Here is a 24731-nt window from a genome sequence, read left to right as displayed (position 1 = left end):
CCAGCTCTCCCGCCCCACCCGGGGCAATCGGAAGAGACGGGCCGTACTGCACCGGCGCGCCGGTCGCCTCCAGACGATGCAGGATGCGATCGTGCACGCGCTTCATCCAGCGCTGGTAAGCGAACTGGTCCTTGGCCAGATAGCGTAGGATCAGAATGGTCTTGAACTGGAGCTTGTTCCAGTAGCCGATGTCCAGCTTGATCGGTGGTGGGGTGGCAGAGATCGATGACCGGAAGAACGTGCGCAGAAATAGCCCATGCGTGATCAATACTTCCTTGAACACGAACAGCAGCAGCAGTCCCACCCCTGCGGCTCCGCGCAATACCACGCGGACCATCGAACGCTTGCTGTCCCCTTTGCGGCGCATTGCCGGCCGCCGACCCAGTGTTGCCTGCATGACTTGCTCCCTGTCAGCTCCCCACTATGGGAACATCGGACCAGCAGGATTCGCGCCACGCCGCGAGGGTCTGCCATGGACCGGCATGCAATTCGCATACTCGGTCACAAATACCGTGCGCGGACATGCCTATCTAAGCCGGAACTGGAACGGCGACACCGCCTCTCATTACGTTGGAGTACCGTTTACATGACGCTTGCCGACATCCTGCTCGCCGACGAATATCGCGCCATTGCGGTCGGACGCCTCGCCGGCGCCGTTGCCGCCCAGATTTCCGCACGGTCCGGATTCTCCGGAATGGCATTGAAAACAGCGCTGAAGGTCGCGGAGTCTCGCCGCGGCGAGCCGGTACTTCCGCTGCTCATCGACCGTCTTCTCCCCGAATTTTGCACGGCCTTGGAGCCTTATTTCGAAGCATTCCAGGCACAGGGAGGCGACAACTTCGCGGCGTACCTGACCGAGCGGCAATCGGAGGTCACCGAAGCCTTGCTGTCGGTGACAGACCGGCGCATCGAGAACACCCAGCACGACACACTCAGGCAGTTTTACCCGCAGTTGCGCTCAACAATCGATAGCGAGTTCGCGGCGACCATCCCGGAGATTGGTGCGTTGGTTCAGGCACGGCTGGATCCGACACCCGCTGGCTGAATCCGCCTAGGCGGCAGCCTGTGACAGCTTGCGCAATATCGTATCGGTGGCAGCATCGGCCGGAAAATACGACTCCACGCGCAGTTCATCCGTCGTGATGTCCTGCGGGGTGCCAAAGGTCGCCACCATCGTGAATAAACGAAGTTCCAACCCGTCCTTGTGAAAGTCGACGGGTAACACGGGCGCCGGGCTTTGTCCCCACTGGGACAGCTGCCACTCGGCTCGGATGCCCGGATAGCTTGCCACCTCATCCAGAAGTGCCTGTAACGCGGCGCTGCCGGTGACCTCAGCCTCTCGGCGCGTCCGCGTCATGATTTCCGCCGCGACGTCCTCCCAATTGCTGATGTACGAACGCAGGCCATCAGGATGCAAGGTGAGCTTCATCAAGTTGCGCGTCCCTTCCGGGCACACCCGCGCCCACATGGCCTCAACGTCACCGGCCAGACGAAGCAGGCAACCCATCGCCGCATTCGCCTGCAACAGGTTCCAGGCACGATCGGCGACCGTCGCCGGAAACGGTTCATGGTGCGTCAGCATCATCTCCAACGCGGCTCGCACCGGCGCCATGCCCGGTTCATCCAGGGCCGTTTCCGTGTGCGCGGGAGCAAACCCTGCTGCCGACAGCAGAAGATTCTGCTCGCGTAGCGGGATGTCCAGGGCGGCGGCCAGCTGCGCGACCATCTCGCGACTCGGCTGCGCCCGCCCGACTTCCAGAAAACTGATGTGTCGCTGTGAAACGCCGGCGCTCATCGCCAACTCCAACTGCGATAGCTTGCGAGCCGCGCGCCAACTCTTGAGTTGACGTGCGAACCCGAGCTGAACCTCTTGTTGTGTGAGCGCCATTGATTCCATCTCGTCCGGTCTTGCGGCGCATCGTGGCGCGAGAACGCACCCACGGCAACGACCTCGCAGGTAGTTGTGGCGAGTCAGCCCTCAGCCGATGGTACTGGCTCGCAAACTCGGAGTCTGACTCATGAACTGGAAATTGATCACCCTGGTGTTGGTATTGCTCGGCTTCTCTGCCCTGAGCGCCTACAGCATGGTGCAGGTGGGCTACCTGGGCATCTGGAAGGCCGGCATGGCCAATCCCGGCGCACTACAGATTCTCGCGGACGTGGTGATTGTGTGCTGTCTCGCCATCGCCTGGATGGTTCGGGATGCCCGACACCGTGGCGTGGCGGTCTGGCCGTATGTGCTGATCACGCTGACCGCCGGCTCGTTCGGCCCGCTGCTGTACCTGATTCGACGGGAGTGGGTGACACGCGACGCGAGCCGCCCCGTGCCGCAATACGGCTAGCTGATGATCGAACCCCTGCTCACCCGCCTCGTCGCAGGCGTTCTGCTGGTGGTCGGCGTGATTCACATCGCGCCGGCCATCGGCTTGCTGGGCGCCACCACGCTGCACTCGCTGTACGGCACACCGCTGGCGTTAGACGCCGCCGAATCCCTGCTGCTAAGACACCGCGCCGTGTTGTTCGGGGTGCTGGGGGTCGGACTGGCGCTGGCTGCATTAAGACCCGACTTGCACGGCCCCGCCTTGGTCTGCGCTGTGGTCAGTGTCGCGAGCTTTCTGTGGCTGGCACGCGGCTATCCGGCGCTGACACCCGAACTCATGCGGGTTGCCCGCGTTGACGTCATCGCGCTCGGGGCGTTGCTACTCGCCTGTGTCCTGCATGTCGGGCGCCGATTGCTTTGAGCTAGCGTCGTTTGATGGGGCACCACCAGGACGGCGCCGACTTGACTTGCTCAAGCTGCCGGCTCGATCCCGTATTGATGCAAATCCTGCACGCGGTAGACCGTGACCTGCCCGCGGTAATCCATGGCCATTGCCGTCGCTTTCGCGGCGGCAAGCGTCGTGAAATAAGCCACCTTTTGGGTCACCGCAGCCGAACGGATCGAGTGCGATTCTTCAATGGCCTTGCGGCCTTCGGTGGTGTTGACGACAAACTGGATTTCGCCGTTGACGATCATATCCACGCAATGCGGACGCCCTTCCTTGACCTTGTTGACCGGCTGGCACTCCACGCCGTGCTCGCGCAGATATTGGGCTGTGCCGTGGGTCGCGACCACGCTCATGCCGTGATGGATCAGGCTCTTGGCCAGATCGACCGCCTGTGGCTTGTCGGCGTCCCGCACCGAGATGAACACCGTCCCCTGACCGGGGATCTCGACACCGGCGCCCACCAGTGACTTGGCGAAAGCCTCGGCGAAGTTGCGACCGATCCCCATTACCTCACCGGTCGATTTCATTTCCGGCCCGAGAATAGGATCCACGCCGGGGAACTTCGCGAACGGGAAGACCGATTCCTTCACCGAAAAGTATTCCGGAGCGTCGATGGACTGTATCCCCTGCTCGTCCAGCGTTTGCCCGAGCATGCAGCGCGCAGCGATTTTCGCCAGCGGATGGCCCGTCGCCTTGGACACGAACGGAACCGTGCGCGAGGCTCGCGGGTTCACCTCGATCAGATAGACCTCTTCGTCCTTGATCGCGAACTGGGCATTCATCAGGCCAACAACGCGCAGGGCGCGGGCCAGCGCCTGCACCTGGCGGCAGATCTCCGCACGCACGGCGTCGGACAGCGAGTACGGGGGCAGCGAGCACGCAGAATCACCGCTGTGGACGCCGGCCTGCTCGATATGCTCCAACAGGCCCGCCACGACAACGGACTCGCCATCGGAGATGGCATCCACGTCAACCTCGACGGCATCCTCCAGAAAACGATCCAGCAGAACGGGCGCGTCATTCGACACCTTGACGGCGTTGCGCATGTAGCGCTCCAGTTCCACATCCTCGTAGACGATTTCCATGGCCCGGCCGCCAAGCACGTAGCTTGGACGCACGACCATCGGGTAGCCGACTTGTGCGGCCAGGCGCAGCGCTTCAGCCTCCGAGCGAGCCGTCTTGTTCGCCGGCTGGCGCAGTTCCAGACGTTCGACGAGCTGCTGGAACCGGTCGCGGTCCTCCGCCAGATCAATCGAGTCCGGGCTGGTGCCCACGATCGGTGCGCCGGCGGCCTCCAGACGACGCGCGAGCTTCAGCGGCGTCTGTCCACCGTATTGGACGATCACGCCCTCCGGCTTTTCGATCTCGATGATTTCCATCACGTCTTCGAAGGTCAAAGGCTCGAAGAACAGGCGATCGGAGACATCGTAGTCCGTCGACACCGTTTCCGGGTTGCAGTTGACCATAATGGTCTCGTACCCGTCGTCACGCAGTGCCAGCGAGGCATGCACGCAGCAGTAGTCGAACTCGATGCCCTGCCCGATCCGATTCGGGCCGCCGCCCAGCACCATGACCTTGCGGCGGTCGCTGGGTTCGGCCTCACAGGCTTCATCGTAGGTGGAGTACATGTAGGCCGTGGCCGACGGAAACTCCGCGGCGCAAGTATCCACACGTTTGTAGACTGGGCGAATACCGAATTGGTGGCGGCGCGAGCGCACGGCCTCCTCCTGCGTGCCCAGCAGCTTGGCCAGTCGGCGATCGGCGAAGCCCATGCGCTTGAGCTGGCGCAATTCAATGGCATCCAGCTCCGCCAGCGTCCGCCCGGACAGCGATCGCTCCGCCGAGATCAACTCCTCAATCTGGTCGAGAAACCAGGGATCAATCGAGGTGGCGCTGTGGACTTCCGACAGGCTCATGCCGGCGCGGAATGCGTCCCCCACCGACCAGATCCGGTCAGCCCGCGGCGTGGTCATCGCCTCGATCAGTTCGGGCCGCGCGGCATCCAGGTCGGACAAATCATGCTTTTCATCAAGGCCGTCGGCATCGATTTCCAGGCTGCGCAAGGCTTTCTGAAACGACTCCTGGAAATTGCGACCGATGGCCATGGCCTCGCCCACCGACTTCATCTGCGTGGTCAACCGGTCGTCCGCCGTCGGAAACTTCTCGAACGCGAATCGTGGAATCTTGGTGACGACGTAATCGATCGTCGGCTCGAAGCTGGCCGGCGTGACGCCACCGGTCATGTCGTTCGCCAACTCGTCCAACGTGTAGCCCACCGCCAGCTTGGCGGCGACCTTGGCGATCGGGAAGCCCGTTGCCTTGGAGGCCAGCGCGGAGGAACGCGAAACCCGCGGGTTCATTTCAATGATGACCAGGCGGCCATCCTCGGGATTCACCGCGAACTGCACGTTGGAGCCGCCGGTCTCGACGCCGATCTTGCGCAAGACCGCCAGCGAGGCGTCGCGCATGATCTGATATTCCTTGTCCGTCAGCGTCTGCGCAGGTGCCACGGTGATCGAGTCCCCCGTGTGCACGCCCATGGGGTCGAGATTCTCGATGGCGCAGATGATGATGCAGTTGTCCGCCTTGTCGCGGACGACCTCCATCTCGAATTCCTTCCAACCCAGCAGGGATTCTTCGAGCAATACTTCGTGGGTTGGCGAGAGATCCAGCCCACGCTTCACGATCTCTTCGAACTCGGCGATGTTGTAGGCAATACCACCGCCGGAACCGCCCATCGTGAAGGACGGGCGGATGATGACCGGAAAGCCGAGGTCACCCTGAATCTGGCGCGCTTCGTCCATGCTGTGCGCAAGCTCGGACTGCGCTGACGCCAGGCCGATCTCGTCCATGGCCTTGCGAAAGCGCTCACGATCTTCCGCCATGTCGATCGCATCGATGCTTGCACCGATGAGCTGCACACCGTGAGCGTCCAGCACGCCTTCACGCGCGAGATCGAGCGCGCAGTTCAGTGCCGTCTGTCCGCCCATGGTCGGCAGCAGGGCATCGGGTTGCTCCCGTTCAATGACTTTGGCGACCGACTCCCACACCACCGGCTCGATATAGATCGCGTCGGCCGAGTCCGGGTCCGTCATGATCGTCGCCGGATTCGAGTTGACGAGAATGACCCGGAAGCCCTCCTCGCGCAGCGCCTTGCAGGCCTGCGTCCCGGAGTAATCGAATTCGCAGGCTTGTCCAATGACAATCGGTCCCGCACCGATGACCAGGATGGATTGGATATCTGTGCGTTTCGGCATGCGTGTCAGTTCGGGTCGAAGTCGGGATGGAACGGCTTATTCACCGTGTTGCGGTGCTCATCAAGGCCGTGAAGTGTTCGAACAAAGGCGCCAGATCGTGTGGACCGGGGCTGGCCTCCGGGTGGCCCTGGAAGCTGAACGCCGGCACGTCAGTGCGTTCGATGCCCTGCAGTGTGCCGTCGAACAACGAGCGATGGGTCACGCGCACCGTGTCGGGCAGGCTGTCCTCGTCCACGGCGAACCCGTGGTTCTGCGAGGTGATCATCACCTGCCCCGTGCGCTCGTCGCGCACCGGATGGTTGGCGCCGTGGTGCCCGAATTTCATTTTCAACGTGCGGCCGCCACAGGCGAGACCGAGAATCTGGTGCCCCAGGCAGATGCCCATCACCGGGATACGACGCTCCATGAGTGCACGCGCGGCGGCGATGGCGTAGTCACAAGGCTCCGGATCACCGGGACCGTTGGACAACATGACACCGTCCGGCTGCAAGACAAGCACGGCATCGACATCCGTGGCCGCCGGGACGACCGTGACACGGCAGCCGACATCGACCAGGCGGCGCAGGATGTTGCGCTTGACGCCGTAGTCCATGACCACCACGTGGTAGTCCGCGTTCGGCGCGACCTGACCCCAACTGGGTTCGGACCACTGGTACGGGCTTGTCGTCGACGCATCTTTCGCCAGATCCAACCCCGAAAGCCCTGGAAACGCGCGTGCTCGCTCTACGGCCAGATCGGCATCGTCGGTGTCGGTGACGATGCAACCGCTCTGAGCACCGTGATCGCGAAGAATGCGCGTCAGCCGCCGGGTGTCGATCTCGGCGATGCCGACGACCCCCAAGCGCTCCAAGTAGGCCGGAAGCGATTCAGCGGCCCGCCAGTTACTCGGGGTTCTCGGTCGCTCACGGATGATAAGGCCGGCGATCTGCGCCTTTCCGGACTCCTGATCTTCCTCGTTCGCACCGACGTTGCCGATGTGAGGATAGGTCAGCGTTACCACCTGCTGACGGTAGGACGGATCGGAACAGATCTCCTGATACCCCGTCATGGCGGTATTGAAGACCACTTCGCCAACAGTGGAACCTGACGCTCCGATGGCAACACCCCGGAATATATCTCCGGTCGCCAGGCCGAGTACGGCCGGCCTTAGCACGGGTGTACCCCGGGCTGGGCAAGATCATGCAATTGCAACGAGGGATTCCTGCGCGCTACAGACGTAGGACGAAATTGTAGCAAATCGACCGCGAACTGCCGCACCTTTTTCGAGAGTGATCGTTTGCAACCACCTCGCCGCACGTCTATAACCTTGGCTCCTGCCAGGGGACTTCGTAGGGGTAACGGGTGCGGATTCGTTTTCGAAAGGCTTGGGCGGCCGTCTTGGGCGCCGGCGTTGTTGCGTATGGGTCGGGTGTGGGAGCGCAAGCCCCTGAGATATACGGCCCGATCAAATCCGGGCAGACGCTCTGGAGCGTGGCGAAGGAGTTGAAACCGCGCTATCCCACGATGACGCTCTATGAGGTGATCGAGGCGCTACACGTGGCGAACCCTCGAGCCTTCGTCGGGGATTCCAAGCAGTTGCGAGCCGACGCGTCGCTGATGCTGCCGAAACCGGCCGATGCCTGGACACTGGCGGACCGTCAGAATCTGCCCGCCTCGCAGCGATCGGCAACCCCGGCACCCGCCGCCGTTGCAAGCGCGTCGGCGGCGCCCCAGGTCACGGCCACCTCTGCCCCGTCCTCATCGACGCCGACCGCTGCTTCGGCTTCGGCGCCCGCTGCCGCTGCGACGACTGCGCCAGTCGTGGAAACCGCCCAGCCGACCGCCGTGCCCCCCGCGGCGACGCCATCGGCTGGCGGCGCCGTCATCCGCGCCTCCGCAACGACGTCCAGCGATGAGCAGACACTGGCCGAAGTACAACGCCTGCGCGAAGCTGGAAAGCCGCAACAGGCGCTCGAACAGCTGCTGCCACTCGCAGGCCGGCTCGGCGGCGATCCTGACTTCGACTATCTGCTGGGCTCAACGGCCCTGGATGCCGGCGAGTACAACCATGCCGTGATCGCCTTGCAGCGGGTGGTATACCAACGACCAAACGATGCCGCTGCCAGGCTGGAGTTGGGACTGAGCCACATGGCTCTGCGCAACTACGATCGCGCCCGTGCCGAGTTCGATCGCATCGAAGCAATGGCTCCGCCGAAGGACGTCGCGGCAGTCATTGCGCAGGCGAATGCCGCGATGGCGCAGCGCGAACAGGCAGAGAGTAAGTGGTGGCGCGGCATCGTGCGCGCGACGGCTGGCTTCGACAACAATGTCAACGCATCGACCAGCGAGAACCAGTTTCTTGGATTTGAGCTAGACCCCCAAAGCCAGGAGACCGATTCACCGTTCCTGGGCGGGGGCGTCGGGCTACGGGCCGCCGTGCCGCTCTCCGGCGACATGGAATTCAGCGGTGGCGTCGGAGTCGACCATCGGCACTATCCCGACGCCAGCTTCGTCGACAGCACACTGGGGCGCGTGGACTTCGCGATCTCCAAGCGCTGGGAGCGCATCGTCCTGGCCCTGGCCAACGAGTACCACTACGGCCTGCTCGACGGCGGCTACAACAACCGGGGTGCCGCCTCGACCCTAACCGCCGGATACACCTTTCCCACGGTACTGCTCACCGGGCAACTGCGCCGCGGCACCTTGCGGTTTAACGACGCGATCGAAAGCCGCGATGTCGACCAACTCTCGACCAGCGTCGCTGTACGCTGGCAGCCGGTCCCGACGCTGGCCTTGGGTCTGGCCTTGTCGATCGGAGACGACGAGGCCCGGCAGCCCGGCTCCGATTATTCCCGTGACCTCACGGCGATACGGGGCAGCCTGATCTGGCAGGCCAATACCGACATCCAGCTGCAAACATCCATGGGTTGGCTCAATGCGGACTATCCGGATCCGTTCTTCGGATTCAAGCGCGAGGACGACCAGTTCTCCATTGATGCCAGCGCCAACTGGACCGGCCTGTTGCCGTACGACTGGGTCTTCACGCCCAACGCCCGCTACGTCGACAACGACTCAACTGTGACGCTCTTCAAGTACGACCGATTCGTCGTCGGGTTTACTGCGTCACGCGGATTTTAGACACGGGGAACGTCAATGCTCCGATCCAATTTTGCCCGTGGGCTAGCAACGGCTGCCCTGTTCTGTCTCGCCACACCCGGTTTTGCCGGTGTCGGCAAAGTGTTGTTCGTGCTGGGAGGTGCCTCCGTCGAACGCGGAGAAACCGCGTTGGCGGCACAACGTGGCCTGGAGCTGGAATCGGGCGACACCCTGGTCACCGGCCTCTCCGGCCGCATGCACGTGCGGCTGGACGATGGCGCCATGCTGACCCTCAAGCCCGACACGCGCTATGAGCTGACCGAGTACGAGGTGCCGGAAGAGGCTGTCGCTGACGAGCCCGTGGCCGCCGCGGCAACGGGCTCGACCGCTTCACCGGAACCCGCCGCGCCGCTGGTCCGAACGCGCCGATCCGGCCGCGCCTTCATGAGCTTGATCAAGGGCGGCTTTCGCACCATCACCGGTTTGATCGGCAAGACCGACAAGCAGGCCTATCAAATCAAGACGCCCGTCGCGACGATCGGCATCCGCGGCACGCATTTCGAAACCGAAATGGCCGGCGACGAGATGCTTCTGGCTGTCTGGGACGGCATCGTGGACATTGTCGTACAGACCTCGGACGGCACCCAAAGCTGGAGCTTTGGTGAAGGACAGCCGTATTCATTCGGAGTCGTCGGCAATGACGGCAGCGTGACCGGACTGGAAGAACCACCGGCTCAGTTTGGCGCCGACGGCGCGCCGCCGTTGCAATTGACGCGCGGCGGCAATGGCGGCCGGCGAGGCGCAGCCGACGGCGATGATGATGACAGCGGTGATCGTCGCCCGGTCGAGGTCCGTTCCACCGATGATCCCGCTGATCTTGGTGACGGCGAGCAAGAGCCGCCGCAGCCCACGACGTCGATCGCCATGGGCACCGGCCCCTATCGCGGCTCCAGCGGTTTCGCGAGCGCAAGCAACAGCACTAACGTCACGTACGGACAAAACGGTGAACTGGTCGAGTACGCGGCGGGCCACCCTGATGGCGCTGCCATCTACGCCATCGGCTCGGCGGCGGTCAGTGACATCGGGTTCGACCCCGATACGGGCATTCGCTGGGGACGGTGGGCCGATGGTGTCGCCCAGCTCGCGATCGCGGGTGTGGGCCAGGAGGCCCTGGATCTGAACAACCAGAGCCTGCACTACATCACAGGGCCGGCCGGGGACAACGCGCCGGTGCTGCCCATCACCGGCACCGCCACCTACACGCTGGTCGGCAACACCAACCCTACGGACGGTAGCGGCAACGTCGGCGTGCTTGGGTCCGCATCACTCGCGGCGAACTTCACCCAACAAACCGTGAGCAGCATCGTCAATCTCGCGATCAACGAATCGGTCTGGAACGCCTCTGGTTCCGGCTCGTTCGGCGACAACGGTAACTTGTTCAGCGGCTCGTACAACGACGTGACCGTCAACGGCAATTCGGAGGGCAATAGCGGTTTGTTCTCCGGCTTCTTCGCAGGCGATGACAACGGCGACGCAATACCTGATGGCGCCGGCCTGATCTACAACCTGACCAACGGCACAGACGCTGTGACCGGAGCAGCGGTCTTCGGAGACCCTTCACCATGATTGACTTGAGCCCCCGCGCACGGCTGCTCCCGCTCGCACTCATCAGCGCGACTGCGCTGGCAGCGTGCGGGGGTGGCTCGACGTCCTCACCGTCCGGCATTCAGGGCACGGCCTCAAAGGGTCCACTGGTGAATGCCAGCATCGAGATCTATGCCATCGACGCCGCTGGGCTGCCGGCTGGCGACCCGCTGGGCGTTGCCACGACCGACGCCAATGGGGAGTTCAGCTTCAGCGAGCGCCCGGCGGAAGGCCCGTTGCTGCTCATTTCCACCGGTGGAACGTACATTGATGAAGGCGATCCGGAACCTGACCCGGCCGCCCGTCGCCAGATTACGCTGGGTGCGCAGGAAGGCCTCCGCTCGCTGCTGCCCGCCGGGCAGAACAGCCTGGCGATTACGCCGTTTTCACAGATGGTCTACCAGCGGGCGTTGCGAGAAGCCGCGGGAAGCAACTTCATCAGTGTGTTCGGCGCGGCACAGGCGCAGGCCGCAACCGCCTTGGGCTTCGATCCCATCTCGGTCCAACCTGCCAATCCGGTCGCACCGGCGGCCGACGCATCGGATGCACAGGTCGCCTACGCGCTAACGCTTGGCGGTTTCGCGTCCTATCTCAACGGCATCGCGATTTCCTTGGGTACGCTGCCCACCTACCAAGTGCTTGAAGCCGTGCTGTTCGATTTTTCCGACGGCCGCCTCGACAGCCTCGCCGACGGCGTTTCGCCGATCACCATCGGGGAGTCGGAGAGCACGCTGCCCAGCGGCTTTGACCTCAACGACGAAATTCGTCGCTTCCGCAATAATCACTTCGACCAATATCAAGCGGCCGTCCTGGTCCAGGTCGACACCGACACGCTCGGCGGTGAACTCCAACCTACAAACAACAACCCCGTCGCGGCCAACGATACCGTCAACATCGTTGTTGGCAGCGGCGGAGTGACCATCGACGTATTGGCCAATGACACCGATGCCGACGGCGACACGCTCAGCGTCGATTCCATCGGCACGCCTTCGGCGGGGGGCGCCGCGGTACTGGGTTCCGGGGGCGGCATCGAGTACACGCCGCCTGCCGAATTTGTCGGCGTCGACAGCTTCAGCTACCAGATCAGCGACGGCAATGGCGGCAGTGACAGCGCGACGGTCACGGTCAACATCACCTCGCCTAGCAATACGCCGCCGGTGGCGAATGACGACACCGCCACCACGGACGAGAACACCGCGGTCACGGGCATTCCCGTGCTTAGCAATGACAGCGATGCCGAAAGCGATCCACTCACCGTGATCGCTGTTGGCACACCGGTTAACGGCGGCACAGCCACCGTGTCCGGCCAAGGCACGACCGTGGACTACACCCCCGCCACCGGGTTTAGTGGCACCGACAGCTTCGCGTACACGATTTCTGATGGTCAGGCGCAAGCATCGGCAACGGTAACCGTGACCGTGAACAACGTGGCCAGCGCCCCGGTTGCGGTTGATGACAATGCCAGCGTCGCTGAAGACGGATCGGTCGTCATCGAGGTATTTGCAAACGACACCGATGCCGATGGCGATCTCGATACGACGACGACGCAGCTGGTCGCCGCCCCGAGTGATGGCGCCGCGACCGTACTGCCGTCCGGCGCGGTGCAGTACTCTCCGTCCGCCAATTTCTTCGGCTCGGACCAGTTCACCTATCGAATTTTCGATCAGGCGGGTCTGCCCTCCAATGTCGCCATCGTGAGCATCACCGTCACGAGCAGCAATGATGCGCCGGTGGCCAACGCGGACGCGGCGACAACGGACGAAGACACGGCGGTCGTGATCAACGTGGTTGCTAACGACACCGACGTCGACGGCACCATCGACCCCAGCAGTGTTCTGGTCACCACCGGCCCTACCGACGGATCGATCTCGGTAACGGCCAACGGGACGGTCACCTACACCCCGGCTGCGGACTTCGCGGGGACCGACTCGTTCAGCTACACCGTGGCCGACAACGACGGTGCAGCGTCCGATCCTGCCGTGGTGACCATCACCGTGACAGCGGTGAATGACCCGCCCAGCACGACAGATCAGTCATTTGCGCTCAACGAGGACGAGCCCTTGTCCGCCGCACTCACCGCCGATGACGCGGATGGCGACAGCTTGAGCTACTCGCTCGGAGAACTCTCGCCGACGAACGGGTCCGTCAACCTCGCGAGCGACGGAAGCTTCACGTACACCCCCAGCGATGATTTCAACGGCACGGATAGCTTCTCGTTCGTCGTGAGCGACGGACAGGCGTTCTCGAACGCCCGGACCGCGACCTTGACCATCGCTCCGGTCAACGATGCGCCGACCATTGCGGGCACCCCGCCCACGGTCGTGGATGCCGGGGACCTGTACACGTTCACGCCCACCGCTGAAGACGTGGACGGCGACGAACTGACCTTCACGGTGCTCAATCTGCCGAGTTGGGCAAGTTTCGACACCAGCACGGGAACGCTAAGCGGCACGCCCAGCGAGGGCGACGCCGGCAGCTACGCAGACGTCTCCATTGGCGTCGTTGATCCGCAACAGGCATCCGCGCTACTCCCGTTCTTCGATATCGAAGTGCTGCTGCGCAGCGCCGAAACCGGCTTCAACACCGCGTTTTTCGAGATCAATTCCGATGCGGGCACGGAAGGCAACGCATTCGGGACGTTCTCGGTGTTTCAGGACACCGGTCGCTACGATATCCAGCCTCCGTCAAATGGCACGGCGCAGTTCACCTCCGGGCCATTCCAAGGTGCGGGCGAAGGTGAGATCAACGCAACGTTCGATGGATACTTCCTCGAGTTCTTTCCACCCGAAACCGACCCTGCCGACACATTCCTGGTCGAAGTCAACGAGTCCGGCGTGCTGTTCGCAAACGACCCTTTCGAGCAATACCAGGAGCCGGGGAACGATTTCTTCGAGCGAGACTATCCGCTTGCCATTCGCCTGCTGCCGACGACCGCCGACATGTACCAGCTCGCCATCGCAGAGCGTGATGACGTCTTCGGCACCGGCGACTCGGACGGTGATTCGAACCCGGATTTCCTGAACGCCAATGCCAAGCGCTCCGACGGTGCGAACTTCGCGTTCGAATTTGCGCTGCGCCAATCGGCAGCCTTTGAGACCACCCGTCTTGACGGCGACTACGGCTTTGTCGGACTTGCCGTGAATCTGGAATCCGGGCCGATGACCGCCGAAGCCTTCCTGGTCGAGCACACGATCGACGCCAACGGCGCGACGGCCGGTGATGAACGCTTTGCCAGCGAGCAGATGCGTTACGACCCGTTTGGCAGTCCACTGACGACCATCAGCAGCGAGGACGGACCGGACACTGGTTTCGTGACCACCTACGCGGCAAATGCCGATGGCACGCTCACAGCGAGCTACTCCGATCAGGGCAGCCCGGATGGCAATGCCAGCGGCTTCGCGTCGCCGGATGGCGGACTACTGGTGTTGCAGGAGACGATCACCGAGGATTCCGGCCAGTCGGTTACCGCCGTGGAGCAGATCCTGCAGTTTGGCGTGCGCCGCCCGGCGACCACCGCCGCGCTGACAGGCACCAGCTATCGTGTTGACGCGCTGGGGCTGGAGCGCTCGGCGGATGACGGCGAATCCTATGTTTACCTGCTTCAGTCAGCGACGCTGAACTTCATGGCGGACGGCGCCTGCGTGCTGAATTTCCGCGAAGGCCAGAGCTTGTTTCTCAGCGGTCGTCCGGATGACATCGCGCCCTTCGATGCCCTGCCTGGCGACGACGCACCTGCCGAAGCCTGGGCCTGTACCTACACAACGCAGGACCGTGGTTCCGTGCTGATCGAACTGGCCGGCGATCAGGTCGACCCGAGTTCGACCTTCTTCGAAGGTTACGTCAATGAAAGCGGCGAGGTCCTGGCCCTGCGTGGGTTCCGTAACGAACCGGGGGCGTTCTACCAGCGCTGGCTGATGATGGGTGCGCTCGACACCGGTTATGTCGGACTCGATAACCTCGCACCGACGATCGAGCTGGCCGCTGACACGATGCAGGTGGATGCCGGAGGTGCAATCAACCTCACCGCCACGGTGGGCGATCCGGACACCGGCGACACGCTGTCCGTGCAGTGGTACGCGACCACCGGCAGCTTCACCAGTCAGACCGGCACGAATACCACCTGGATGGCGCCCGCTGACGGCAGCGGGACAACGCTGCTCACCGCAGAAGTCTTTGACGGTCGCGACGCCCGTATCGCGGACATTCGTGTCACCTGGGGGCTTAACAACCTGCCGCGCAGCCGTGCCAGCGTTCAGTACGCGTCGGCTCGCGGGATCGACGAAACCGCTATCGACCCCTCCGACATCATTCATGGCTGGTTCGCGTTGAACCCGATCATGATCTTCGACGGCTCGGACCCCAGTTGCTCGACCGGCACGCTGAGTTCCAGTTTCGAGGATGCCGACAACAGCACCAGCATCACCGCTGGTGATTCGGCCAGCATCACGTTCACCGACTGTCTGATTGAAAATCAGGCGCCGATCATCGACGCAATCTACAACGGCACCTTGCTGTTCGACATCGATGTCGCCGATCAAAGCGTCGAGAATCTGCCCAATGTCGATGCGCAGTCCGCGACCGGCAACGAGCGCAACTACCAGTGGCGCATCGTCTCCGAAGGATTCAGTGACGCCGAGGATGGCTGCACCAGCAACCAGAACTTCGCCGGGCAGTTGCTCACGTTCGCGCAGGGCGAGACCGGCCTTTACTACGGCGTTGAGGACGGCGGCAACAATCAGACGGTCGACTTCAGCTGCGAGGATGGCGATAGCGGTTCGCTCGCCCTGCCCGCCCCGTTTGCAATGTCGACGCAGCTCGATACCGTCAACGGCTCCCATCTGTACGAGACCAGCTATCGGCTGACGGCCAAGGATGGAAACGGCGTCACGGTGCTCGACTGGCAGGTGCAAACCGACCCCAACAACCCCGCGATCGGTCCGCTGGATACCTTCGAATTCTCCACCGCAGCCAAGCCGGAAGACCCGACATCGGGCACGGTCCAGTATTCCGACCTGATCAGCGGCATGACCTCCCTCGTGACCTCGCTGGGTAGCACGGTCCAGGTTTCGGTCGACGCGAATGGCGACGCGAGCTACGACGCGCAGTACGTCACGGCCTGGGATTTCTTCGACGTGATGACGACCATCGAACCGGTGTTCCTTGATGGTCAGCAAGAGGTTCCGCCGGTGGACACATCCGCAAGCGGCCTCGGCTATGTCGTCTTGCACCTGCACGACGAGGGCGATCTCCATCTCGATGCCGATGTGACCGTGAGCGGATTCACGCCGACACAGGCGCACCTGCATGAGGCCCCCTTCGGTCAAAACGGGCCGATCGTCATCACCCTGCAGGCCGACCCAGTGGATGCGCAGGCGTACTTCGTCGAACAGACCGCGATCAGCAGCCAGGACGTCGACACCATGCTGGCGGGTGGCTGGTACCTGAACGTGCACTCCTCGACGCACCCGGGCGGTGAAGTCCGCGGGCAGCTCACCGATGGTGAGGGGGACGATTTCGGTGTCGTGGACAGCGACTTTGACGGGTTGTCAGATGCCGAAGAAATCAACATCTACGGCACCAACCCCGAGAACCCGGATTCCGACGACGATGGCCTGTCGGACGGCGACGAGGTCTTGTTCACCGGCACCGATCCGAACTCAGCGGATACCGATGGCGACGGTGCCAGCGACAGCGTCGAAAACGGCTTCGGCTCCGACCCGTTCACGGCCAATGTCGTGCGGTACGTGTCGGTTATCCGCGGATCGACAGGCGGAACCGGAACGAGCTGGGATGACGCCTACGTGGATCATTTCCAGGTTCAGGACGATTTCGAGAACAACGGCAGCGCCAGCAATGACCCTGTCTACTACCTCTACGAAACGGGCAGCTACGGCGGACAGTTCCGCCTCGGCGATATCGAGATCGCAAGAAGCAACATCGCCGTGGTCGGTGGGCTCGGGCCTAACGATCATATCGCCGACCCTGAAACCATCTTCACGACCAATGGCGATGGCAATGTCGCAACGATCGACAACGCCTTCGGCATCTACATCCGCGGCGTCACGTTCACCGGGGGCTTCGGCTCTCAGGGCGGCGGCATTGATGTCGGCCCCACGACGCCCACGGACCTGGTGCTGTCGGACGTGATCGTCACGGGCAACAACGCAAACTTTGGCGGCGGTATCCATGTCGACAATGACTCGTCGGTGCTCATTAGCACCAGTGTCGTCCAGGACAACAGTGCAGAGAGTGGAAGCAGCATCGCGCTGGGCGGCGGCGTGGCAATCGCCTCCGGCTTTGTCGATATCGCGTTTTCCGACGTCCACGGCAATCGCGCCGCCGGCTTCCCCTCCGTCGCCGAACCTCAGGGCGGCGGCGGCGTTTACGCCGGACCCAATAGCTTCCTGAGCATCATCGGCACCCGCATTGCCAATAATCAAAGCGGTTTCGGTGGCGGCCAGATCGACCTGGGTGGCGGCGTCTATGCGGACAACGCGGCCGTCGTCGAGATCTACGACAGCATGATCCTGTCCAACGGCGCCATCACCAGCGGCGGCGGCGTCTATGTGGCCGATTCCAGCTCGTCGACCATTCTCAACAACAATCTGATCGTCGGGAACACCTCACTCAGCAACCACGGCGGCGGCGTCTTCGTGTCGCGTCAGGGCGCGGGGCTTGCACAGATCGCCCTGAACACCTTTGCGCTCAACCAGAGTCAGCAGGCTGAGTTCACCGGCGGTTTGTACGCCGATTTCGCCTCTTCCGGCCTGGAACTGCGTGACAACATCCTGTGGTCGAACGACGACGGCGATACCACCGGCTCCACAGGCATGGAGAACTATCAAGGCCCGGTGACCGACGATGGCGACTTCACCATCGGCAACCTGATCGAGTTCAACAACATCGAAGATGTCTTGACGCTTGGTTCGCCCATTGGCTCGAATGACCTGGTCACCGCGGTTGGCGGCAATGCCACCACCGCAAACCCAGACTTCAGTGCCAGCTTCTACCTTGGCCCGAGCAACGCATCCGAGGACTTCGACACCACGCGCAGCGCCGAAGGGCAGGAGCTGGGCAACACAACAACACAGGTAGACGGCCGCTTCGATGATGGCGCGCTCGATCTCGGCTATCACGAGCCCTTCGGCAAAGGGGCAACACTGCCCACGGCCGCCAATCCCGACATGACCGTACTCGCCTGCGACCAATTTGGCGACGCGCAACGCGACGTGGTGTTTCGACCGAGTGCCTTCGAGGCGGAAACCGGGTCTGGCCATGCCTTTGCTGTCGATGTCGACGCTGCCTTCAACGTCACCGTGGCGGGTCGCACCAATCTGGATCCCGTCGGTTCAGGCAACTCGACCTACGTGATCGACCGTGGCGATGGTAGTTACAGCTTCCGGGTGTTCACGCAGGTGCTATCGGGCTCGTTCACCGTCGACCTGAGCTTTGGTGTGGGCCAGGAACCCGTCGAGAGCTTCAACATCAGTTACGACTACAACAGCTGCGGCCAGCAGTCGTAACGCGGTCCGGCTGAGCCGCGGGCATTCGCTCGCGGCTCAGCCCAGCATGTCTTCCAAGGTATAGAAGCCCGGCGACTGCTCAGCCAACCACGCAGCCGCACGCACGGCGCCACGCGCGAAGATCATTCGATCCGTCGCCCGATGGGTAATCTCCAGGCGCTCGCCGTCCATCGCGAACAAGGCGGTGTGCTCACCGACGATGTCGCCGCCACGAATCACCGAGAAACCGATGCGCCCTGTCCCGCGCGCACCGACCTGCCCATGGCGGCTCCAGTCCGCGTTGGCATCCAGTTCCACCCCCAGCCCTGCCGCCACTGAATGCCCAACAGCCAGAGCGGTGCCGGATGGCGCGTCAACCTTGCGGCGGTGATGCGCTTCGATAATCTCGACATCCGCCGAGGCGCCGAGTAGTTCGGCCGCGCGGCGCGCGAGCAGGCGCATCAGCACGACACCAACGGAAAAGTTATCTGCCCGCAGTATGGGAACGTCTGCCGCGGCCGCTTCCAACCGAGTCAGCTGCTCCGGCGATAGTCCGGTCGTCCCGGTGACCAGAGCCGCGCCGGTGGCCTGCACGGCGGGCAAGGCGCTGATGAGCGCGTCCGGCGCCGAGAAATCGATGACGACAACACCGGCGGTGATCGCGGCATCCAGCGAATCAGCCACCGTGATTCCCATCGCGTCCAAGCCCAGCAAGCGTCCGCAATCCTTGCCGAGCGCCGGTCCGGCGAGCCGGTCCACGGCGCCGACGAGCGTTGCGTCATCCCGCTCGGACACGGCGCGAATCACCGATTGGCCCATCCGTCCGCCGGCACCCAATACGCATACTTTCGTCGACATCGACTTGCCTTGCTTGGAGAATGGCGCGTGATTATCCCGCCGACGACGGCCCTTGCAAGCATTTCCGACCTGCCACGATTAGCCGATGCTCGATTCACCCCTCATCCGACTGATGCTTCGCCTGCTGGTGCTGGGCATCGTCTTTGCCGCCTGCCTGGCCGTCTTCGTGCTGTCGAGCCGGGAGCAGTTCACTCCTGCGAACTTTCCGGAAGCGATGCCGGTCGTGGTTGCCACGGGTACCGGCGCCGCGGTCTTGCAATGGGCGCAGGTCGAAAACTCTCCGGTGCCGCTCAGCCTGGCGCGAGACACATCGGGCTGCCTGGATGCGTTCCACTGCGTGGGGGTGACGCGAGAGGCGGCCAACATCCGACAACGCATCGTCGGCGGGTACGCCTGGTGGCATCAACAGATCGCGGGTTCGCGTATCAAGGCGGCCATGGGCTTTCGCCTGACACTGGTCATGGCGTTCCCGGCGTTCCTGGTCGCCGCGGTGGCCTCGCAATTACTCGGCTGGTGGTTACGCCGCCGTGCCCGCCGCACGACGGCGTAGGAGAAACGCTGGTCTATTCACGTCGCCGAGTTGCCGCCGGAGAACCGGCTCGGTCTTGATCGTGGGAATAGATCAGCGTTTCCCGAGCAAAGCTACTTCACCCGCTCCTCGAAGAACCGCTTGGCCTTGGCCAGCCAGGATTGCTCCTCGGGGCTATGCTTTTCACCGACGGTTTCGCCAAACTCCGACAACAGTGTCTTCTGCTTGGAGGACAGGTTCACGGGGGTTTCCAGTCGCACCGTGCACAGCAAATCGCCGACACCGGCGCCCCGTACACTCGGCGCGCCCTTGCCGCGCAAGCGGAATGTGCGGCCGGACTGCGTGCCCTCGGGAATCTTCAGCGTCGCCCGCCCCTTGAGCGTGGGCACCTCGATGTCACCGCCCAGTGCCGCCGTGACGAACGGCATCGGCACCGTGCAACGAAGATCGTTGCCATCGCGCTCGAACACGTCATGTGGCCGCACATTGATCTGCACATAGAGATCACCAGCGGGCGCGCCGCGTTCGCCGGCCTCGCCCTCCCCGGTCAGCCGAATCCGGTCACCGGTATTCACGCCCGGTGGAATCTTGACCGACAGTGTCTTCTCGCCTTCGACGCGGCCCCGTCCCGAGCAGTCCCGACAGGCCTCGGCAATCACCTCACCGCGACCCCGACACGTCGGACAGGTCTGCTGCACGGAGAAAAAGCCCTGCTGCATCCGGATCTGCCCCACGCCATTGCATGACGGACAGCTTTTGGGCTTGGTGCCCGGCTTGGCGCCGGAGCCATCACAGGTCTCGCAGTCATCCCAGGTCGGGATGTGGATCGTCTCCTCGACGCCATTGACGGCATCTTCGAGATCGATAGGCAGGTCGTAGCGCAGGTCCGCACCGCGGGCGGCACGTGCTCCGCCGCCGCCGAAGATATCCGAGAACACATCGCCAAAGATGTCGCCAAAGCCACCGCCACCGAACCCGCCGCCGGCGGCACCGGCCACACCATCGTGTCCGTAGCGATCATAGGCGGCGCGCTTCTGATCATCCGACAGCACCTCGTAGGCCTCGGAGGCTTCCTTGAAACGTCCTTCCGCCTCGGCATCCCCCGGATTCCGATCCGGGTGATCTTTCATCGCCAGGCGGCGATACGCCTTCTTCAGCTCATCGGCACCGGCGTCACGGCTGACACCCAGCACCTCGTAGTAGTCGCGTTTGCTCATGGCACTCGGCCAACCCCGTTCTTGCAATAAAAAAGGAGCGAGCGGTGCACATCTGCGCCCGCTCGCTCCTTGTCACACCTGGATCAGGCGCTCTTCTTTTCGTCGTCGTTGACTTCCTCGAACTCGGCGTCGACGACATCATCGTCGGCGCTCGAACCCTCGGCTGTCGGAGCCCCTTCCGCGCCGCCTTCGGCTGCGTAAGCCTTCTCCGCAATCTTCGCGGAGGCTTCGGCCAGCGCCTGCGTCTTGGCTTCGATGGCTTCCTTGTCGTCACCCTTCAGCGCTTCTTGCAGCTCGCTGACAGCGCTTTCGACCGCGGCCTTCTCGTCCGCCTCGACCTTGTCACCCAGATCCTTCAGTGATTTCTCGACACCGTGGATCAGGCCCTCGGCCTGGTTTCGGGCATTGATCAGGTCAGCAAACTTCTTGTCGTCTTCGGCATGCGCTTCGGCATCCTTGACCATGTTCTCGATCTCGTCATCCGACAGACCCGAGCTGGCCTTGATGACAATGGACTGGCTCTTGCCGGTCGCCTTGTCCTTGGCAGACACGTTCAGGATGCCGTTGGCGTCGATGTCGAAGGTCACCTCGATCTGCGGCACACCGCGCGGAGCCGGCGGGATGTCCGACAGGTCAAACTTGCCCAGCGACTTGTTGGCGCCGGCCACTTCACGCTCACCCTGCAGCACATGCACCGTCACCGCGCCCTGATTGTCCTCGGCGGTGGTGAAGGTCTCGGCCTTGCGGGTCGGGATCGTGGTGTTCTTGTCGATCAGCTTGGTCATGCGACCGCCCATCGTCTCGATACCCAGCGACAGCGGGGTCACGTCGAGCAACAGCACGTCCTTGACGTCACCGGCCAGCACGGCGGCCTGGATCGCGGCGCCCATGGCCACGGCTTCGTCCGGGTTCACATCGCGGCGCGGCTCGCGGCCGAAGAAGGCCTTCACGGCGTCCTGCACCTTGGGCATGCGGGTCTGACCGCCAACCAGGATGACCTCGTCGATTTCACCCGCCGACACGCCGGCGTCCTTCAGCGCGACCTTGCAGGGATCGATGGTGCGCTCGACCAGATCGTCGACCAGCGACTCGAGCTTGGCGCGCGACAGCTTCAGGTTCAGATGCTTGGGACCGGAAGCGTCGGCGGTGATGTACGGCAGGTTGATCTCGGTTTGCTGCGTGGAAGACAGCTCGATCTTGGCCTTCTCGCCGGCTTCCTTCAGGCGCTGCATGGCCAGCGGATCGCCGGACAGGTCCACGCCCTGATCCTTCTTGAACTCAGCGGCGATGTACTCGATGACGCGCATGTCGAAATCTTCACCGCCCAGGAACGTGTCACCGTTCGTCGCCAGCACTTCGAACTGCTTGTCGCCATCGACATCGGCGATCTCGATGATCGACACGTCGAAGGTGCCGCCGCCAAGGTCGTAAACCGCGATCTTCTTGTCGCCCTGGCTCTTGTCCAGACCGTAGGCCAGCGCGGCGGCGGTCGGCTCGTTGATGATGCGCTTGACTTCCAGACCCGCGATCTTGCCCGCGTCCTTGGTCGCCTGGCGCTGCGAATCATTGAAGTAGGCCGGCACCGTGATCACGGCTTCGGTGACGGGCTCGCCCAGATAGTCTTCGGCGTCCTTCTTCATCTTGCGCAGAATCGTCGCGGAGACTTCCTGCGGCGAAAGCTTCTTGCCCTTGACCTCGACCCAGGCATCGCCGTTGTCGGCAGACGCGATCTTGTAGGGCACCATCTTGATGTCCTTCTGGACCACATCGTCCTTGAAACGGCGGCCGATCAGGCGCTTGATCGCGTACAGCGTGTTGCTGGGGTTGGTGACAGCCTGACGCTTGGCCGGCCGGCCTACCAGCGTCTGGTCGTCATCTGTGTACGCCACCACGGACGGCGTGGTGCGTTCGCCTTCGGCGTTTTCGATGACCTTGGCGCTGCTGCCTTCCAACAAGGCCAAGCAGGAGTTTGTGGTGCCGAGGTCGATACCAATGATCTTGCCCATGGTGTGCTCCAGAAATCGTCTTATTCAGTAATCTGTAAGAAAAATCAGTTATTTCGCGTTTAATCGTGTCGCGACTACCGGGTAAATTGGGGTCGGCCCGTGGGAATCAAGGCCGAACCCGTCACTCAGTTCGCGCTCGCCGCCGGTGGCTTGGCGACCGTGACCATTGCGGCCCGCAACAGGCGCTCATTGAGCACATACCCGCGCTGCATCACCGCCACCACCGTATTCGGGTCGGCTTCGGACTCCACCATCGCGACCGCCTCGTGCTTTTCCGGGTCGAACGGCAGGCCCGTCGGGTCCACCGGCGCGATGCCAAACTTGTCCATGACGCTGGCGAGCTGCTTCAGCGTTAGCTGCATGCCCTCACGCACGGTCTCGACGCTGGCGTTCTCGGCCTGCGCAGACTGCAAGCCCAGTTCCAGCGAATCGCGGACACCCAGCAGCTCGCTGGCGAACTTTTCCAGACCGAACTTGTGTGCGTTCGCGACATCGCGCTCGGCGCGGCGACGCACGTTTTCCAGTTCGGCACTGGCGCGCAGATAGGCCTCCCAGTGCTCTTTGGCCTTGGCTTCTGCCGCATCCAGGGCCGCCTGCGTTGGCTGTTCGTCGGCAGGTGCTGCCTGTTCTTGCTCGGGGGTATCAGCCTGCGGGACGGCGGCCTCGGCCGTTGCGTCCTCTGGCTTCGCGTCTTCTGGGCTCATGCTGCGATCCGTGTTCGAAAGTCGATGAAAGGCGACGAACTTGTCGCACGGCTCGCTTGGTGGGGGCAGCCGTCAGCTTTTCAAGCCAACCCCGAACATTCTCGCGGTGAGATCCACCAGCGGCACGATGCGCTGGTAGGCCATCCGGGTCGGCCCGATCACGCCCAACACGCCGGCCACCTCGCCATCGACCCGGTACGGCGCGGTCACCACACTGCATTCGTCCAGCACCGTCACGCCCGACTCGTTGCCGATGAAGATCTGCACGCCATCGGCGTCCAGGCAGCGTCGGAACAAGCCGGCGATCTCGCGCTTTCGGTCCAGCGCACGCAACAAAGCGACTAGGCGCTCGCGACTGCCGATCTCGGCAAAGGCCAGCAAATTGGGTTCGCCGGCAATCACCAGGCCGGCGTGATCGGCATCAGCGGATTCACTCACCGCCTGCTGCATCAGAACCGCAAGCTCTTCGCCGACGGCAGCTTCGGCTTCCTGCACCTGACGGCGCAAGACCTCGCCGACTTCGAACAAATATCGACCCGCCGCATGCCGATTGATGAACGCAGCAGCCCGCTCCAGCGATTCACGCGAATAATTCTTGGACAGTTGCACGACCCGGTTCTGGACCTCTTCCCGATCGACCACCAGAACCACCAGGACGCGACAATCCGACAGCGGTAGAAACTCGATTTGCCGCAATGTGCGCAAATCGCTGCGTGGAACCGACACCACACCGGCCATCCGGGTCAGATCGGCCAGCAGCGCGGACGTGTCGTTGGTCAAGCCATCGCGGCCGCCCGACGAATCGCGCAACTTCTCATGAAGCTCGGAAGCCGTTTGCCGCGCCAGACGCTCCGGCTCCAGCAACGAGTCGACGAAAAATCGATAGCCCAGCGGGGTGGGTATGCGCCCCGACGACGTATGCGGCGCCGAAACATAGCCACGCTCGGCCAAGTCGACCATGATGCTGCGCACCGTCGCGGAGCTGACCGACAGTCCGCTGCAGGCCAGCAACCGGGATGACCCGACCGGACGCCCTTCCGCGATAAACTGCTCCACGAGCGTTTTCAGAAGGGTCGCCTGACGGGCATCCAGTGACGGCATTCCGATTTCGATGCGAGACTCCGGGGCCACGGGGATTCAGAATTCTTATGGTGGAAATACAGAAAGCCAC

The 24731-nt window shown here is 63.1% G+C and carries 16 protein-coding genes; 7 read left to right on the top strand and 9 right to left on the bottom strand.

Annotation, left to right across the window (positions count from 1 at the left end):
• Window positions 1-397, bottom strand: a 397-nt coding sequence (locus ACE1EY_RS03100; RefSeq protein WP_370299453.1) for a hypothetical protein, incomplete at its 3' end; no start/stop codon positions are given.
• A 189-nt stretch (window positions 398-586) separates the two neighbouring features.
• Here ACE1EY_RS03100 and ACE1EY_RS03095 point away from each other — a divergent pair.
• Window positions 587-1045 carry a hypothetical protein gene (locus ACE1EY_RS03095; protein ID WP_370299452.1) on the top strand — a complete coding sequence of 153 codons (459 nt, stop codon included), beginning with the start codon at window positions 587-589 and terminating at the stop codon, window positions 1043-1045.
• A gap of 6 nt (window positions 1046-1051) precedes the next feature.
• On the opposite strand, the gene ACE1EY_RS03090 is transcribed toward ACE1EY_RS03095, so the two are convergent.
• Window positions 1052-1888 carry a helix-turn-helix domain-containing protein gene (locus ACE1EY_RS03090; protein ID WP_370299451.1) on the bottom strand — a complete coding sequence of 279 codons (837 nt, stop codon included), beginning with the start codon at window positions 1886-1888 and terminating at the stop codon, window positions 1052-1054.
• Window positions 1889-2018: 130 nt separating this feature from the next.
• Here ACE1EY_RS03090 and ACE1EY_RS03085 point away from each other — a divergent pair, with 130 nt between their 5' ends.
• Together ACE1EY_RS03085 and ACE1EY_RS03080 are read left to right on the top strand one after the other, a co-directional pair.
• Complete coding sequence (locus ACE1EY_RS03085) at window positions 2019-2342, top strand: DUF2834 domain-containing protein (protein ID WP_291514436.1); 324 nt, start codon at window positions 2019-2021, stop codon at window positions 2340-2342.
• A 3-nt stretch (window positions 2343-2345) separates the two neighbouring features.
• A complete protein-coding gene (locus ACE1EY_RS03080) occupies window positions 2346-2741 on the top strand; it encodes a hypothetical protein (RefSeq protein ID WP_370299450.1) in 396 nt (131 codons plus the stop codon).
• Between the two features lie 50 nt (window positions 2742-2791).
• Here the strand turns inward: ACE1EY_RS03080 and carB are convergent, their stop codons facing one another.
• A complete protein-coding gene (gene carB, locus ACE1EY_RS03075; RefSeq protein WP_370299449.1) occupies window positions 2792-6025 on the bottom strand; it encodes a carbamoyl-phosphate synthase large subunit in 3234 nt (1077 codons plus the stop codon).
• A 40-nt stretch (window positions 6026-6065) separates the two neighbouring features.
• Window positions 6066-7178, bottom strand: a complete 1113-nt coding sequence (gene carA / locus ACE1EY_RS03070; protein WP_370299448.1) for a glutamine-hydrolyzing carbamoyl-phosphate synthase small subunit — start codon at window positions 7176-7178, stop codon at window positions 6066-6068.
• A 317-nt stretch (window positions 7179-7495) separates the two neighbouring features.
• Here carA and ACE1EY_RS03065 point away from each other — a divergent pair, with 317 nt between their 5' ends.
• From ACE1EY_RS03065 to ACE1EY_RS03055, 3 genes are read left to right on the top strand one after another with little or no spacing between them, the layout of a single operon-like run.
• Window positions 7496-9142 (top strand): tetratricopeptide repeat protein, encoded by a 1647-nt coding sequence (locus tag ACE1EY_RS03065; RefSeq protein ID WP_370299447.1) that lies wholly within the window; start codon window positions 7496-7498, stop codon window positions 9140-9142.
• A 15-nt stretch (window positions 9143-9157) separates the two neighbouring features.
• Entirely contained in the window at window positions 9158-10726 is a 1569-nt protein-coding gene (locus ACE1EY_RS03060) for a FecR domain-containing protein (protein ID WP_370299446.1), read from the top strand.
• Window positions 10723-18267, top strand: a complete 7545-nt coding sequence (locus ACE1EY_RS03055; protein WP_370299445.1) for a tandem-95 repeat protein — start codon at window positions 10723-10725, stop codon at window positions 18265-18267. Before ACE1EY_RS03060 ends, ACE1EY_RS03055 begins: the two co-directional genes overlap by 4 nt.
• A 36-nt stretch (window positions 18268-18303) precedes the next feature.
• On the opposite strand, the gene dapB is transcribed toward ACE1EY_RS03055, so the two are convergent.
• Window positions 18304-19104 carry a 4-hydroxy-tetrahydrodipicolinate reductase gene (gene dapB / locus ACE1EY_RS03050; RefSeq protein WP_370299444.1) on the bottom strand — a complete coding sequence of 267 codons (801 nt, stop codon included), beginning with the start codon at window positions 19102-19104 and terminating at the stop codon, window positions 18304-18306.
• 85 nt (window positions 19105-19189) lie between these two features.
• On the opposite strand from dapB, the gene ACE1EY_RS03045 reads away from it, so the two are divergent.
• Window positions 19190-19654: a hypothetical protein gene (locus tag ACE1EY_RS03045; protein WP_291514444.1), complete on the top strand. Its 465-nt coding sequence runs from the start codon at window positions 19190-19192 to the stop codon at window positions 19652-19654.
• A gap of 92 nt (window positions 19655-19746) precedes the next feature.
• Here the strand turns inward: ACE1EY_RS03045 and dnaJ are convergent, their stop codons facing one another.
• The 4 genes from dnaJ to hrcA all read right to left on the bottom strand — a co-directional run bounded on the left by dnaJ (window position 19747) and on the right by hrcA (window position 24691).
• The gene (dnaJ, locus tag ACE1EY_RS03040) at window positions 19747-20850 is read right to left on the bottom strand and encodes a molecular chaperone DnaJ (protein WP_370299443.1); all 1104 of its coding nucleotides are present in this window, start codon (window positions 20848-20850) and stop codon (window positions 19747-19749) included.
• Window positions 20851-20933: 83 nt separating this feature from the next.
• Window positions 20934-22856: a molecular chaperone DnaK gene (gene dnaK / locus ACE1EY_RS03035; protein WP_370299442.1), complete on the bottom strand. Its 1923-nt coding sequence runs from the start codon at window positions 22854-22856 to the stop codon at window positions 20934-20936.
• Between the two features lie 125 nt (window positions 22857-22981).
• Window positions 22982-23560 carry a nucleotide exchange factor GrpE gene (gene grpE / locus ACE1EY_RS03030; protein ID WP_291514977.1) on the bottom strand — a complete coding sequence of 193 codons (579 nt, stop codon included), beginning with the start codon at window positions 23558-23560 and terminating at the stop codon, window positions 22982-22984.
• A gap of 72 nt (window positions 23561-23632) precedes the next feature.
• Window positions 23633-24691: a heat-inducible transcriptional repressor HrcA gene (gene hrcA, locus ACE1EY_RS03025; protein WP_373928035.1), complete on the bottom strand. Its 1059-nt coding sequence runs from the start codon at window positions 24689-24691 to the stop codon at window positions 23633-23635.
• Between the last annotated feature and the right edge of the window lie 40 nt (window positions 24692-24731).

Origin of the sequence: Abyssibacter sp., from assembly GCF_964229365.1 — a bacterium.
GTDB lineage: Bacteria > Pseudomonadota > Gammaproteobacteria > Nevskiales > OUC007 > Abyssibacter.
The sequence above is the reverse complement of the archived record's forward strand: the minus strand, read 5'-3'. Positions and strand labels throughout refer to the sequence as shown.